General features: G+C 61.7%; 14 protein-coding genes. 3 read left to right on the forward strand and 11 right to left on the reverse strand.

The annotated features are described in order from the left end of the window. Nucleotides 1-30: 30 nt before the first annotated feature. The 8 genes from B5E41_RS02695 to B5E41_RS02730 form a co-directional block, all read right to left on the reverse strand. Complete coding sequence (locus B5E41_RS02695) at nt 31-435, reverse strand: F0F1 ATP synthase subunit epsilon (protein WP_088390872.1); 405 nt, start codon at nt 433-435, stop codon at nt 31-33. After that, nucleotides 435-674: a hypothetical protein gene (locus B5E41_RS02700; RefSeq protein WP_064696517.1), complete on the reverse strand. Its 240-nt coding sequence runs from the start codon at nt 672-674 to the stop codon at nt 435-437. Before B5E41_RS02700 ends, B5E41_RS02695 begins: the two co-directional genes overlap by 1 nt. Next, the gene (gene atpD, locus B5E41_RS02705; protein ID WP_011427065.1) at nt 674-2,101 is read right to left on the reverse strand and encodes a F0F1 ATP synthase subunit beta; all 1,428 of its coding nucleotides are present in this window, start codon (nt 2,099-2,101) and stop codon (nt 674-676) included. Before atpD ends, B5E41_RS02700 begins: the two co-directional genes overlap by 1 nt. Nucleotides 2,102-2,123: 22 nt before the next feature. After that, nucleotides 2,124-3,008: a F0F1 ATP synthase subunit gamma gene (locus B5E41_RS02710; RefSeq protein WP_064805394.1), complete on the reverse strand. Its 885-nt coding sequence runs from the start codon at nt 3,006-3,008 to the stop codon at nt 2,124-2,126. A gap of 28 nt (nt 3,009-3,036) precedes the next feature. Continuing rightward, nucleotides 3,037-4,566, reverse strand: coding sequence for a F0F1 ATP synthase subunit alpha (gene atpA / locus B5E41_RS02715; RefSeq protein WP_011427067.1), 1,530 nt, complete (start codon nt 4,564-4,566; stop codon nt 3,037-3,039). Next, the gene (locus tag B5E41_RS02720; protein ID WP_088390874.1) at nt 4,566-5,132 is read right to left on the reverse strand and encodes a F0F1 ATP synthase subunit delta; all 567 of its coding nucleotides are present in this window, start codon (nt 5,130-5,132) and stop codon (nt 4,566-4,568) included. The genes atpA and B5E41_RS02720 overlap by 1 nt, the downstream gene beginning before the upstream one ends. Before the next feature lie 255 nt (nt 5,133-5,387). Continuing rightward, nucleotides 5,388-5,777 (reverse strand): AGROH133_08824 family phage infection protein, encoded by a 390-nt coding sequence (locus tag B5E41_RS02725; RefSeq protein WP_088390876.1) that lies wholly within the window; start codon nt 5,775-5,777, stop codon nt 5,388-5,390. Nucleotides 5,778-5,848: 71 nt separating this feature from the next. After that, nucleotides 5,849-8,065 carry a primosomal protein N' gene (locus B5E41_RS02730; protein WP_088390878.1) on the reverse strand — a complete coding sequence of 739 codons (2,217 nt, stop codon included), beginning with the start codon at nt 8,063-8,065 and terminating at the stop codon, nt 5,849-5,851. A 185-nt stretch (nt 8,066-8,250) separates the two neighbouring features. Between B5E41_RS02730 and B5E41_RS02735 the strand changes: the two genes are divergently transcribed. Continuing rightward, on the forward strand, nt 8,251-9,186 hold the full coding sequence (locus tag B5E41_RS02735) for a dihydrodipicolinate synthase family protein (protein ID WP_088390880.1): 936 nt from the start codon (nt 8,251-8,253) through the stop codon (nt 9,184-9,186). Between the two features lie 14 nt (nt 9,187-9,200). Here the strand turns inward: B5E41_RS02735 and B5E41_RS02740 are convergent, their stop codons facing one another. Both B5E41_RS02740 and B5E41_RS02745 read right to left on the reverse strand, forming a co-directional pair. Next, nucleotides 9,201-9,641, reverse strand: coding sequence for a GNAT family N-acetyltransferase (locus tag B5E41_RS02740; protein WP_088390882.1), 441 nt, complete (start codon nt 9,639-9,641; stop codon nt 9,201-9,203). A 4-nt stretch (nt 9,642-9,645) separates the two neighbouring features. Then, the gene (locus B5E41_RS02745) at nt 9,646-10,596 is read right to left on the reverse strand and encodes a GNAT family N-acetyltransferase (protein WP_088390884.1); all 951 of its coding nucleotides are present in this window, start codon (nt 10,594-10,596) and stop codon (nt 9,646-9,648) included. Nucleotides 10,597-10,735: 139 nt separating this feature from the next. Between B5E41_RS02745 and B5E41_RS02750 the strand changes: the two genes are divergently transcribed. Together B5E41_RS02750 and B5E41_RS02755 are read left to right on the forward strand one after the other, a co-directional pair. Then, a complete protein-coding gene (locus B5E41_RS02750; RefSeq protein ID WP_088390886.1) occupies nt 10,736-11,671 on the forward strand; it encodes a tyrosine recombinase XerC in 936 nt (311 codons plus the stop codon). Between the two features lie 179 nt (nt 11,672-11,850). Beyond that, nucleotides 11,851-12,927 (forward strand): TraB/GumN family protein, encoded by a 1,077-nt coding sequence (locus B5E41_RS02755; RefSeq protein ID WP_088390888.1) that lies wholly within the window; start codon nt 11,851-11,853, stop codon nt 12,925-12,927. Nucleotides 12,928-13,005: 78 nt separating this feature from the next. On the opposite strand, the gene B5E41_RS02760 is transcribed toward B5E41_RS02755, so the two are convergent. Beyond that, the gene (locus tag B5E41_RS02760; RefSeq protein WP_088390890.1) at nt 13,006-13,506 is read right to left on the reverse strand and encodes a cytochrome b; all 501 of its coding nucleotides are present in this window, start codon (nt 13,504-13,506) and stop codon (nt 13,006-13,008) included. Nucleotides 13,507-13,586: the final 80 nt, after the last annotated feature.

Below are 13,586 nucleotides of genomic sequence, written 5' to 3' on the forward strand. Positions count from 1 at the left end.
GGCCGCCTTTCATTGATGCTGTCGGTATGATCAATCCTGAACGATGCCGCGAAGATGCGTCAGTTCCATGATGAAGTGCTCGAGCTTCGACTTGTGCTCATGCAGCTCGGCATGTTCGAGCTCTTTGCGGGCAGCCTCGATGCGGCGGGTCAGCTCGTCCTTATGGAGTTCCTCGACCGGAACGGCGGATTCGGCCAGCAGTGTGCAACCCGTCGGCAGAATATCGGCAAAACCGCCGAACACCACATAGTCCTGCTTCTTGCCGGAAGCCGAACGCACGCTCACCACGCCCGGTTTGATCGTCGTCATTGTCGGCGCGTGGTTCGCCATGACGGTCATCTCGCCCTCGGTCGCGGGAACGACGACCTCCGTCACCATCTCCGACAGCAGCAGACGCTCCGGCGAAACGAGCTCAAAGTTGAAATTGTCAGCCATCAGTGACTTACCTTCTCGGCTATGGCTTTTGCATCTTGCAATTTTGTCCCGCAGAACGGGCAGTGCAGTATCGCCTGGTCGAGATATCCGAGGCCCTCCTCGGTCTGAACCAGTCCGACAACCATCATCAGCACGCCGTTATCGGCACGATAGACAGTGGGCGCGGCCGGTTCCGGAAGTTCCGCCACGACCCCTTTGAGGGAGTCGCAGCAGAATATCTCGTCCTGAGCGTCGCTCATCAAGCAGCAGCGAGCTTCTTGGCCTTCTCGATAGCTTCGTCCATCGAACCGACCATGTAGAAGGCGGCTTCCGGCAGATTGTCGTATTCGCCGTTGACCAGGCCCTTGAAGCCCTTGATCGTGTCTTCGAGAGCGACCAGCTTGCCCGGCGAACCGGTGAAGACTTCTGCGACGAAGAACGGCTGCGACAGGAAGCGCTCGATCTTGCGGGCGCGGGCGACCGCAAGCTTGTCTTCTTCCGACAGTTCGTCCATGCCGAGGATGGCGATGATGTCCTGCAGGGCCTTGTAGCGCTGCAGCGTCGACTGAACCTTACGGGCCACTTCGTAGTGCTCTTCGCCGACGACCATCGGGTCGAGCATGCGCGAGGTGGAGTCGAGCGGGTCGACGGCCGGATAGATGCCCTTTTCAGCGATCGAGCGCGACAGAACGGTCGTTGCGTCCAAGTGGGCGAACGAGGTTGCCGGCGCCGGGTCGGTCAAGTCGTCGGCCGGAACGTAAATGGCCTGGACCGAGGTGATCGAGCCGGTCGTCGTCGTGGTGATGCGCTCCTGCATCTGTCCCATGTCGGTTGCGAGCGTCGGCTGATAACCCACGGCCGAAGGAATACGCCCGAGCAGAGCCGACACTTCGGAACCAGCCTGCGTGAAGCGGAAGATGTTGTCGACGAAGAACAGAACGTCCTGGCCCTGGTCGCGGAAATGTTCTGCGACGGTCAGGCCGGTCAGAGCAACGCGAGCGCGGGCGCCCGGCGGTTCGTTCATCTGGCCGTAAACGAGCGCAGCCTTGGAGCCTTCGCCGCCGCCATGCTTGTTGACGCCCGATTCGATCATTTCGTGGTAAAGGTCGTTACCTTCGCGGGTACGTTCACCCACGCCTGCGAAAACCGAGTAACCACCATGCGCCTTGGCGACGTTGTTGATCAGTTCCATGATGAGAACGGTCTTGCCGACGCCGGCGCCGCCGAACAGGCCGATCTTGCCGCCCTTTGCATAAGGAGCGAGAAGGTCGACGACCTTGATGCCGGTGACGAGGATCTGCGCTTCCGTGGACTGCTCGACATAGGCAGGAGCGTCCTGGTGGATGGCGCGCTTGTGAGCGGTGTTCAGCGGGCCTGCTTCGTCGACCGGCTCGCCGATGACGTTCATGATACGGCCGAGCGTTTCATCGCCAACCGGAACCGAGATCGGAGCGCCGGTATCGATGACCTGCTGGCCGCGAACGAGACCTTCGCTCGAGTCCATCGCGATCGTGCGGACTTCGTTTTCGCCCAGATGCTGAGCGACTTCGAGAACCAGGCGATTGCCGTTGTTGTCGGTTTCAAGCGCGTTCAAGATCGCCGGCAGTTCGCCTTCGAAAGCAACGTCGACGACGGCGCCGATAACCTGGGTGACTTTGCCGACAGAGCGGGTAGCTGCCTCAGCCATTTTCTTACCCTCTTTTCCTAACTCAGAGCGCTTCCGCGCCCGAAATGATTTCAATCAGTTCCTTGGTGATCTGAGCCTGACGCTGACGGTTGTAGCTCAGCGTCAGCTTGTTGATCATCTCACCGGCATTGCGCGTCGCATTGTCCATGGCGCTCATTTTGGCGCCCATCTCGCCTGCGACGTTCTCCAGGAGCGCGCGGAAGATTTGGACGGAGATGTTGCGCGGGATCAGATCGCCGAGGATCGACGCCGGATCCGGCTCGTATTCGTAGACGGCGCCGGCATGGGCGGCATCTTCGGCGACGGCTTCCGGAGCCTTGGCCGGGATCAGCTGCTGCGCGGTCGGAACCTGGCTGATGACCGACTTGAACTCGGAGTAGAACAGCGTGCAGACGTCGAACTCACCGGCAGCGAACATCTCGATGATGCGCTTGCCGATCTGGTCGGCGTTTTCGAAACCGATCTTCTTGACTTCGCGCAGTTCCTTGCGCTCGATGATCAGCGGCGCAAATTCGCGGCGAAGGATGTCGTAACCCTTCTTGCCGACGGTGAAGATCTTCACCGTCTTGCCCTCGGCCAGCAGCTTGCGGACATGGTCACGCGCAAAGCGGGCAATCTGCGAATTGAAGCCGCCGCAGAGACCGCGTTCGGCCGTGCAGACCACCAGAAGATGGACCTTGTCCTGGCCGCTGCCGGTCATCAGCGCCGGTGCGCCATCCGCATCGGTGACGGCCTTGGCGATGTTCGCCAGAACCGCACCCATGCGCTGAGAATAAGGCCGGGCGGCCTCGGCCGCCTCCTGCGCACGCCGAAGCTTCGCCGCGGCGACCATTTTCATCGCCTTGGTGATCTTCTGCGTCGCCTTGACGGAGGCGATCCGGTTTTTCAGATCCTTGAGTGAAGGCATCCGTGATCCGTCCTAACTTAGGGCCCGATTACTGGAAAGACTTGGCGAAGCTGTCGAGAGCAGCCGTAAGCTTGCCCTTGGTATCGTCGCTGATAGCCTTTTCAGTGCGGATCGCATCGAGGATGGCGGAGCCTTCCGAGCGCAGATAGGACAACAGGCCCTGTTCGAACTTGCCGACCTGAGCGACCGGCAGCTTGTCGAGGTAGCCGTTGACGCCGGCGAAGATCACGGCGACCTGCTCTTCCGTCTTCAGCGGCGAGAACTGCGGCTGCTTCAGGAGTTCGGTCAGGCGTGCGCCGCGGTTCAAGAGGCGCTGCGTTGCAGCGTCGAGGTCCGAACCGAACTGGGCGAAGGCGGCCATTTCACGATACTGGGCAAGCTCACCCTTGATCGAGCCGGCGACCTGCTTCATCGCCTTGATCTGTGCCGACGAGCCGACGCGAGAAACCGAGAGACCGACGTTAACGGCCGGACGGATACCCTGATAGAACAGGTCGGTTTCGAGGAAGATCTGGCCGTCGGTGATCGAGATCACGTTGGTCGGAATGAAGGCCGACACGTCGTTGCCCTGCGTTTCGATGACCGGCAGGGCGGTCAGCGAACCGGCGCCCTTGTCGTCGTTCATCTTCGCAGCGCGCTCGAGCAGGCGCGAATGCAGGTAGAAAACGTCGCCCGGATAGGCTTCGCGGCCCGGCGGACGGCGCAGCAGCAGCGACATCTGGCGATAGGATACGGCCTGCTTCGACAGGTCATCGTAACCGATCAGCGCGTGCATGCCATTGTCGCGGAAATATTCGCCCATGGCGCAGCCGGCAAACGGAGCCAGGAACTGCATCGGCGCCGGGTCGGATGCCGTCGCGGCAATGATGATCGAATACTTCAGTGCGCCGCGCTCTTCGAGAACCTTGACGAACTGGGCAACGGTGGAGCGCTTCTGGCCGACGGCGACGTAGACGCAGTAAAGCTTCTCGCCTTCCGGACCGTTGTCGTGAATGGCCTTCTGGTTGAGGAAGGCATCGAGAAGGATGGCGGTCTTGCCGGTCTGGCGGTCGCCGATGACGAGCTCGCGCTGGCCGCGGCCGACCGGGATGAGGGCGTCGATGGCCTTGAGGCCGGTCGACATCGGCTCATGAACCGACTTGCGCGGGATGATGCCGGGAGCCTTGACGTCGACGCGCGAACGGCGGGTCGCATTGATCGGGCCCTTGCCGTCGATCGGGTTGCCGAGCGCGTCGACGACGCGGCCGAGCAGTTCCGGACCGACCGGAACGTCGACGATGGCGCCGGTCCGCTTGACGGTGTCGCCTTCCTTGATATCGCGGTCGGAGCCGAAAATAACGACACCGACGTTGTCAGATTCAAGGTTCAGAGCCATGCCGCGGATGCCGCCGGGGAACTCGACCATTTCACCGGCCTGGACATTATCCAGGCCGTAAACGCGAGCAATACCGTCACCGACGGAGAGAACCTGGCCGACTTCCGAGACTTCTGCCTCTTTGCCGAAATTTTTGATCTGGTCTTTGAGAATTGCGGAAATTTCCGCGGCGCGGATATCCATCAGCCGACCTCTTTCAATGCAAGCTTAAGGGTAGAGAGTTTGGTACGAAGAGACGTATCAATCTGACGGGACCCGACCTTGACGATCAGACCACCAAGAATTGACGGATCAACCGTGACGGCAATCGCCACGTCTTTGCCGGTGACGCCCTTCAGCGCCGCCTTCAATTCATTTTCCTGCTCTGCGGTCAGAGCATGGGCCGAGGTGACCTCGGCGGAGATTTCACCGCGGTGATTCGCGGCGATGACGCGGAAGGCCTTGATCATGCCCGGCAGGGCAAACAGGCGGCGGTTGCGCGCCACGACCTTCAGGAAATTGGCAAAGAAGCCGCTGATGCCGGCCCTCTCGCCGATGGCGATGATCGCCTTCAGCTGGTCCTCGGCGGAGAAAACCGGACTCGCGACGAAGCGCTTCAGTTCGGCGCTTTCATCGAGCATCGCCTGGAAACGGTCGAGATCGGCGGTTACGCTGTCGACGGCGCCCTGTTCGAGCGCCAACTCGAAAAGCGACGAGGCATAGCGCTCGGCAACACCAGAAGTAAGCTGGGACGTGTCTGCCACTGGCACAAATTTCCCTGATTTCAATCCAAAATCCGGCTCTCGGCGGGCGCCGAACCTATGATCTTGAATTCGTTTTGATTTCCCCCAGAAATCACAAGAGAAGCCTCTTGCTTCTTCCGAAATTCGGGGTCCGTCTAACATAGGATGTTCGGACTCGCAACACGCGTAACGTCCGAATACGCCTTTCGCATGAATTTCTGTTCGCAAAATTGCGCAAAGGCTTGCGGACAGGCCGCAAAGGCGGCCCGCCGGCGGTGAAATTCACGTTTGAACGAAGCCGAAAACATAGAGCAGCGGCAGCGCAGCCAGCACGCCTTGCACAACCAGAAGTAAATAGTTGACCAGATTGCTCCCCTTATCGGACAGGATCGAGATGAGCCGCGCAAAGGCAGCCATCGCAAAGGAGGCGCCGAACGCCATGTAGATCGTTGTCTGGGCAAGCATGATCGCCGCGAGGCCGAAGCCGAGATAGAAACCGCCCATCGAGCGTCCCTCGCCATATCCTTCAGACCGCCCCTCCTGCGCCTGCAAGCCGAGAAGACGGAAAGCATGGCCCGGCGCAAACATCATGATGAAGCCGGCCAGCGCCGTGAAAGCGGCAGAGCAGAAGGCGAGCTGCTCGCCGAGTTCAGTTGGAAAATAGAATTCCATGCATCAGCCTCAAATCACCCGGAAAGAATCGGTGTTTTATGGCATGAGCCGGAAAAGGAGGGAATGGCGCATCAGAGAAAACTCTGCGGATCGATGTCGAGCTGCACCTGTACTGATCCGCGCTCCTTCGGTGACTGCGACAGCATCGCCCGCAGAAACCCCTGCATGTCGGAGTTGCGCCGTCCGTGGACCAAGAGGCGGAAACGGTGGCGGCCGCGCACCAGCGCAAGCGGCGCTTCCGCCGGGCCGAGCACTGAGATGCCGGAGACCTGGGGGGCTGCGTTGCGCATGCAGCGCGCATGGTTCTCCGCGTCATGGCGCGTTTCGGCCGAAACGATGATCGAGGCGAGCCGACCGAAGGGCGGCAATGCCGCGCGTTCGCGCTCGGTGATTTCGCGCTCGTAAAAGGCATCCGAATCGCCGGAAACGATGGCCTGCATGACCGGATGCTGCGGCTGGTAGGTCTGCAGCAGCCCGTGGCTCTTGAGGCCGGTGCGCCCGGCGCGCCCCGTCACCTGCGACAGAAGCTGAAAGGTGCGCTCGGCCGCACGCGGATCGCCATTGGCAAGGCCGAGATCGGCATCGACGATGCCAACCAGTGTCATCAGCGGAAAATTATGCCCCTTGGCGACGAGCTGTGTGCCGATGACGATATCGGCCTCACCCTTGGCGATTGCATCAAGCTCCAGCCGCAGCCGCTTCACCCCGCCCATCATGTCCGAGGAGAGAACGATCGTCCGCGCCTCGGGGAAATGCCGCTCCACCTCTTCGGCGATGCGCTCGACGCCTGGCCCGCAGGCGACCAGATGGTCGAGCGTGCCGCACTCCGGGCATGCTTCCGGCGTGCGCTCGGCATGGCCGCATTGATGGCATTGCAGCTGCTTGCGGAAACGATGCTCGACCAGCCAGCTGGAACATTGCGGGCATTGGAAGCGGTGACCGCAGACCCGGCAGAGCGTCAGCGGCGCATAACCGCGCCGATTGAGAAAGAGCAGCGCCTGTTCGCGCCTCTCTACAGTCTTGCCGATCGCCCGGATCAGCACCGGCGACAGGAAGCCACCCCGCTCCGGCGCGTGCCTGCGCATATCGATGAGATGCAGGTCCGGCAGCGCCGCGTCGCCGAAACGTGTGGGCAGGTGAACGGTGCTGTAGCGGCCGCTCTGCCCGTTGACCTGGCTTTCGACCGACGGTGTCGCAGAGACCAGGATGACGGGAAAATCGCCGATGCGGCCGCGCACGACGGCCATGTCGCGAGCATTATAGAAGACGCGATCCTCCTGCTTGTAGGCCGGATCATGCTCCTCGTCGACGATGATGAGGCCGAGGTCCTCGAAAGGCAGGAAGAGCGCCGAGCGGGCGCCGGCGACGACACGCACCTCGCCGGTCACCGCATGGCGCCAGACCTTTTCACGCATGCGTGGGGCGAGATCGGAATGCCATTCGGCGGGCTTTGCCCCGAAGCGATCCTGAAAACGCTCGAGGAAACTGGCCGTCAGCGCGATCTCCGGCAGCAGAATCAGCACCTGCTTGCCACGTTTCAGCGTCTCGGCGATCGCCTCGAAATAGACTTCCGTTTTGCCGGAGCCGGTCACCCCGTCGATCAGCGACACTGAAAATTCGCCCCTGCAGACGTCGGAGACGATTTCCGCGGCCGCCTCTTTCTGCGGCCCTTCGAGGCGCGCGGCGGCAAAATCGGGATCCGGCATCGCCACAACAGGCGGCGGCGGCAGGAACACCGTTTCGAAAATGCCGAGCGTGATCAGCCCATCGACGACGCTCGTCGAAACGCCGGCCGCATGCGCCAGACCGCTGCGCGTCCAGGAGAGGCCGTCGGAAGCGGCCGCGAGCACGCGCGCACGTGCCGGTGTCATGCGCTCGGGTTCGCCGCCGACGAATTTCAGCCCCTCCACCATCGGCTCCGGCTCGAAGGCGTTCGGCGCCCTGAGCGCCATGCGCGCGACGAGGCCGGGCGGGGAGAGCGTGTAGCTCGCCACCCAATCGATGAAATCCCGCATCTCCTTGGAAAGCGGTGGGCAATCGAAGACATGGCTAATCGGCCGAAGCTTCTTCGGATCGACGCCATCTTCGCCGCCGTCCCAGACGACGCCGATCACCTGCCGCGGCCCGAGCGGCACCTGCACGACCGAGCCGGGCTCGACCGCCATGCCCTCCGGCACCGAGTAGGAATAGGGTTTCGGCGCCGGCATCGGCACCAGCACCGGAACCGTTCGGTTCGCGGGCGGTGCTTCGAAAAGCGCGCCAAAGAGATCGGACGAATCTATGCTCATCGCGCGAGACCATGCCCGCAAATCGATGGAATTGGAACCGCAAAGACGAGATGGCTCGTTTGGCGAGAATGTGGATAGCGAAGACCGCCAGGATGGATCGCGCATTGACGAAAAGGTTGCGGGTCAAGCAATTGGCCGCCTACACTACCGGAGGATTTGTTCGACAGCTGAATCGGAGAGCATGAATGGCCAGGCTGACCGCGGATGCCAAAGGCGTCTACGTTATCGCGGCAACTCCCTTCGCCGACGACGGCGCGCTCGATCTTGAAAGCATCGACAGCATGGTCGATTTCTATGAAGGCGCCGGCGTCACCGGCCTGACGGTGCTCGGCCAGCTCGGCGAGGCCCCGAAGCTGACCGCCGCGGAATCGCGGATCGTGGTCGAGCGTGTGCTGAAGCGCCTCGACGGGCGCCTGCCGGTGGTCGTCGGCGTGTCGGCGCCCGGACTTGCTCCGATGCGCGAGCTCGCCGAGGCCGTCATGGGCGAAGGTGCCGCCGGCGTCATGGTTGCGCCGCCCTGGACCATCAGGACCGACGATCAGGTCTTCGCCTTCTACCAGTCGGTTGGTGAGGCCCTGGGTGATACGCCTTTCGTGCTGCAGGACTACCCGCTTACCACCAATGTGACGATCGCACCCGCGGTCATCGAGCGCATCGTCAGAGAGGTGGCGAATTGCGTCATGCTAAAACACGAGGATTGGCCGGGCCTGTCGAAAATCACCGCGCTTCGCGCAGCCAGCGACAAGGGCGGCATGCGGCGAATCTCCATCCTCTGCGGCAATGGCGGGCTTTTCCTGCCGGAGGAGATGGGCCGCGGCGCCGACGGCGCCATGACCGGCTTCTGTTATCCCGAGATGATGGTCGGCGTCGTCGAGGCCTATAGCGCCGGCAATCCCGAGCGCGCCCACGAAATCTTCGATGCCTATCTGCCGCTCGCCCGCTATGAACAGCAGCAGGGCATCGGTCTTGCCTGCCGCAAATACGTGCTTGCCAAGCGCGGCGTCATCAAGTCCCCCGCCTTGCGCAAGCCGGGGCCTAGACTTTCAGCGCTCGACATTGCCGATTTCGAACGGCTTTTGGCCCGCCAAGCCGTCCGCCTCGAGGAAATCGGTGTACGATAGTGCGCGATCTCGCCTCAAGCGCGCAGGTCGAGAACATGGGTATAGGCATCCTGGTCACGGGGACGAAATTCAAGCGACTCCCAAAATTTCGCAGCACCGTCGTTTCCCGCATGCACGGTGACACAACGGCAGAAGCGCCGCGCGTGATCCAGAAGGGTGAGCGCAAGCATCCGCCCGACGCCGCGACTGCGCATCGCGGGGCGAACGTAGAAACGCCGCATCCGCAGCGTTTCCGGCAGAACGGGTTCGATGGTTATGCCACCGACACCAACCAGTTCTTCGTCCGCAAAGGCGCCGAGCAGCCTTTCGCCGTCACGCGCGAAGCGGATGTCGCCAGCTGCCCACTCATCGATAAGCCGGCCGATATGGAGATGGCCTTCCTGTCGGGCTTCGTGCGCAAGTCCCGCCATCGCCTCCGGCAACCCATCATGGAAGATGCGAATATCGATCGTCATGGTTCTAGACGGCCAGAACCGACATCTCGCGCGGCATCGACGCAGCCGGCCCGCCGACCGGCACGAATGTCGCGTCCCCATCGCGGGCCATGTCGTGGACCGTATGTTTCTCCAGCGCCTTCGTCACCTCGTTGACATCGCCGTCGAGTTGTTCGGCGGGAATGAGATTGCCGATCACGAAATCGAAGCGGTCGCCGCGCTTGTTCAAGAGTTCGTGGAAAACCGTCATGTCGCGAAGCTCCGTCGACCACTTCGCCAGCCAATAAAAAAGGCCGGAATTGCGCGCCGTCATGTGGACGGGGAGGATCGGCAGATTGTATTTGCGCGCCAGCCCGACCGCCGACGTTTTCCATGGGCGTTCGTTGAGCCGGCCATTGGCCCAATAGGCGATGCGGCCCGATGGAAAGAGCACCGTCGCCTTGCCTTCCCGCACAGCGTGGTTCGTCAATTGCAGCGTCTCGCGCGCCTTGAGTTTGCTCTTGTGCTCCTCGCGCCATTCGACGGGGATGACCATCTCGGCGAAACGCGGGTTGACGCGGATCGCATCGCGATTGGCAAAGAACATCATATCAGGCCGACGCGTTTTCAGGAGGTCGAATACGGCAACCCCGTCGGCAATGCCCGTGGGGTGATTGCTGACGAGGATGAAGCCGCCGCTATCAGGAATGCGTTCGCCGTTGGCGACGCCGATGTCGAGCTTCAGCACGTCGCTCAGATATTCGAACGACTGGAACCCCGGCATCTTGGCAACCGCATTGGCGAATTCGATTGCCTTGTTGTAGCGCAGAAGCGTGTAGAGGAACGGTCGCATGACCGGCCAGAGCGGATGTTTCACGATCCTCTGGCCGCGTTCGGCAATCAGCGTGTCGACGATGTGACCGGGCTTTCCCTGTGAAACGAGAGCGATCGCTTCCGCGAGTTGTCCGAAAGCCGTCATGGAATCGCGCCGTGCCATGAAAGATCCTGTCTATGGGCTGTAAGCTATCGCAGTACAATATGATCGAAGGATGACAAAGGCTTGGCCGGCATTAGCAATTCCATAACTGTTCCTGCTTCAAATTGGCGGACTTGAAGGCAAATTCAAGGCCAGCAACGTGAATGAACTGCTTGTAATCGCCGACCCGCGCCTGATGGCGGAACGCGCTGCGTGGCTCGAAAACCTCGCTCGTGAACGCCGTCTTTCCGAGCATACGCTCGATGCTTATGAGCGCGACACCCGCCAGTTTCTGACCTTCCTGACCGGTCATCTCGCTGGCCCGGCAACGCTCGGCGATATCAGGGAATTGCGCCCCGCCGATTTCCGCGCCTTCCTGGCTGCTCGGCGCAGGCAAGGCTCCGGCGCCCGTTCGCTCGGCCGCAATCTCGCCGGCCTTCGTTCGCTGTTGCGTCACCTGGAAAAGAAGGGCCTGGTCAATGCCGCCGGCGCCGGCGCGATCCGTTCGCCGAAACAGCCGAAGTCGCTGCCCAAACCGCTGTCGGACACGCAGGCGATCACCATCGTCAGCGATGGAGCCCAGTTGCATGACGAACCCTGGATTGCCGCGCGCGATGCGGCTGTTATGACCCTGCTCTATGGCTGTGGCCTGCGCATTTCCGAAGCCCTGGGTCTCGTTCCCGCCGACCTGCCGAAGGGCGCGACGACGCTGCGCATCACCGGCAAAGGCAACAAGACACGGCTGGTGCCGCTTTTGCCCGTGGTTTTCGACAAGGTCGAGAAATATCGCGCGCTCTGCCCATATGATCTCGAAAGCGGTGAGCCGCTGTTTCGCGGCGCCCGCGGCGGCAAGCTGCAGGCGGCGATCATCCAGCGGGCCATGCAGAAGCTGCGCGGCGCCTTCGGCCTGCCGGAGACGGCGACGCCGCATGCACTCCGCCACTCCTTCGCCACCCATCTGCTTGCCGGCGGTGGCGATCTGCGCACCATCCAGGAACTGCTCGGCCACGCCAGCCTTTCGACAACGCAGGTTTATACCGGCGTCGATGCATCGCGGCTGCTTGAGGTGTATGATCGAGCCCATCCGCGCGCTTGATGCATCTCGTCCAAAAATGCGCAGCACTTGTGACGACGGCATCTCCTATTGTCGACAAGCTCAGCGCCCATGAATCCGCCTGAAGCGATGCGCTAAGTTTTCGTTAACGCATTCTCTTAAAGGATTATGCGCAAGCCGAGCGTAGAGCAGAAGCGATAGGGCATGTGGGGAATACCAGGATGACGACTTCAATCAGCCGCCGGGCTTTTTTCCTCGCAGCACCCGGCAATCTGCTGCTCTGGCTGATTGCAGCCTTCCACATGCTGCTTGTTGCGGCTCTGTTTGTCGCCCTCCTCGCCGCAAGGCCGGCGGCGGCCGAAGACGCAGCCTGCACCGGCCGTAATTTGATGGTCGACTTACAGCAGAGCGACCCCGCGCGATACGCCGAGGCGGTCAAGGAAGCCGAGGCAACGCCGAACGGCAAGGGCATCTTCTGGAAGATCGAGAAGCCTGGACTTGCCCCTTCATGGCTGTTCGGCAGCATGCATGTGACCGATCCCCGTGTGCTTGCCCTGCCGCCGCGCGCCCAGGCCGCCCACGACGCAGCCAATACGATCATCATCGAATCCGACGAGATCCTCGATGAGCGCAAGGCGACGGCCGCCCTGCTCGCACGGCCGGAACTGACAATGTTCACCGACGGCACGACGATCGACAAGCTGCTGTCTGCCGAAGATTACAAACGGCTGGAGGCCGGCCTCAAGCAGCGCGGCATCCCGCTCAGCGCCGTCTCCCGTATGCGGCCATGGATGATCTCGAGCGCCGTCGCGCTTCCGGCCTGCGAGCTCGCCCGCAAGGCCAAGGGCGTGCAGTTCCTTGACCAGAAGATCGCCACCGACGCCGTCGCCGAAGGCAAGCAGGTCAAGGGATTGGAGACCCTTGCCGAACAGATCCAGGCCATGGCCGACCTGCCGGTCGAATTCCATATGAAGTCGCTGATCGAGACGCTGGAACTCGGCGACAAGATGAGCGACGTCGTCGAAACGATGACCGATCTCTACCTCTCAGGTGATATCGGCATGACCATGCCGATTCTGAAGACCGTGACGCCGACGAATGAAGACCAGGCCGGCGACTACGCCGCCTTCGAACAGCGCGTCATCCTCGATCGCAACAAGGTGATGGCCGAGCGCGCCACTCCCATTCTCGACGGCGGCAATGTTTTCATGGCTGTCGGCGCCCTGCACCTGCCCGGCCAGGGCGGCGTCATCGAACTGCTGCGCAAGCAGGGTTTTACGGTGACGGCCGTAAACTGAAGCATGCCCCCGGAATAATCAGCCGCAATGGCAGCTCCTCGAGACTGACAACCTCAGTTTTTATACATCAGATGGCGCTCAGCCGAGCGTCATGCGGCGCAGCACATTTCTTTTCCAATAGAACTGATGGGCGAGCGCGCCCGCGACATGGGCCGCAATCAGCGCCCCGAGAATGATCTTCAGGATATCCGCGTGCAACGACCCCGCGGGATTGACGCCAAAATAATAGGCGCCGATGCCCGTAAGCGGCATGGCGAAGATTAGGATGTAGAGACCGGCATGCGCAAGCTTCGCCGCAAGACGGAAGATCGCAGGCTCCGCCGCCTCCTCGGCCGGCACGCCGTTGACGAAGCGCAGTCCGAGCCTGACGGCAGCGAGCAGCAGGATGCCGATGCCGACATAGGCATGGATGTTGGCCGACGCAATCTGCTCCGGCGTCGGCACCTCGCCTCTGCGCATGAGCCGATGCCAGATGTTCATGCCGTCAGGAAACAGCAGGTTGAAGAAGATCAAAAGCGCCACCGTCCAATGAAGCAAGCGCTGGGTAAGGCTGTAACCCTTGTCGGACGGCTTTTGCATTTTCTAACCTTCGTTACATGCGGATTTCTGCGATGCGCCAAAATTAAAACAGCCGCTTGCCTCGCGACAAGCGGCTGAAC

It is taken from the genome of Rhizobium esperanzae (assembly GCF_002204185.1).
GTDB classification, from domain to species: Bacteria; Pseudomonadota; Alphaproteobacteria; order Rhizobiales; family Rhizobiaceae; genus Rhizobium; species Rhizobium esperanzae.

Excerpts from the sequence above, each read along its gene's own strand:
- B5E41_RS02700 (WP_064696517.1), bottom strand. The coding sequence starts at position 674 with ATGAGCGACGCTCAGGACGAGATATTCTGCTGCGACTCCCTCAAAGGG.
- B5E41_RS02725 (WP_088390876.1), bottom strand. The coding sequence starts at position 5,777 with ATGGAATTCTATTTTCCAACTGAACTCGGCGAGCAGCTCGCCTTCTGC.
- B5E41_RS02760 (WP_088390890.1), bottom strand. The coding sequence starts at position 13,506 with ATGCAAAAGCCGTCCGACAAGGGTTACAGCCTTACCCAGCGCTTGCTT.
- atpA (WP_011427067.1), bottom strand. The coding sequence starts at position 4,566 with ATGGATATCCGCGCCGCGGAAATTTCCGCAATTCTCAAAGACCAGATC.
- B5E41_RS02730 (WP_088390878.1), bottom strand. The coding sequence starts at position 8,065 with ATGAGCATAGATTCGTCCGATCTCTTTGGCGCGCTTTTCGAAGCACCG.
- B5E41_RS02755 (WP_088390888.1), top strand. The coding sequence starts at position 11,851 with ATGACGACTTCAATCAGCCGCCGGGCTTTTTTCCTCGCAGCACCCGGC.
- B5E41_RS02745 (WP_088390884.1), bottom strand. The coding sequence starts at position 10,596 with ATGGCACGGCGCGATTCCATGACGGCTTTCGGACAACTCGCGGAAGCG.
- B5E41_RS02735 (WP_088390880.1), top strand. The coding sequence starts at position 8,251 with ATGGCCAGGCTGACCGCGGATGCCAAAGGCGTCTACGTTATCGCGGCA.
- atpD (WP_011427065.1), bottom strand. The coding sequence starts at position 2,101 with ATGGCTGAGGCAGCTACCCGCTCTGTCGGCAAAGTCACCCAGGTTATC.
- B5E41_RS02740 (WP_088390882.1), bottom strand. The coding sequence starts at position 9,641 with ATGACGATCGATATTCGCATCTTCCATGATGGGTTGCCGGAGGCGATG.
- B5E41_RS02695 (WP_088390872.1), bottom strand. The coding sequence starts at position 435 with ATGGCTGACAATTTCAACTTTGAGCTCGTTTCGCCGGAGCGTCTGCTG.
- B5E41_RS02710 (WP_064805394.1), bottom strand. The coding sequence starts at position 3,008 with ATGCCTTCACTCAAGGATCTGAAAAACCGGATCGCCTCCGTCAAGGCG.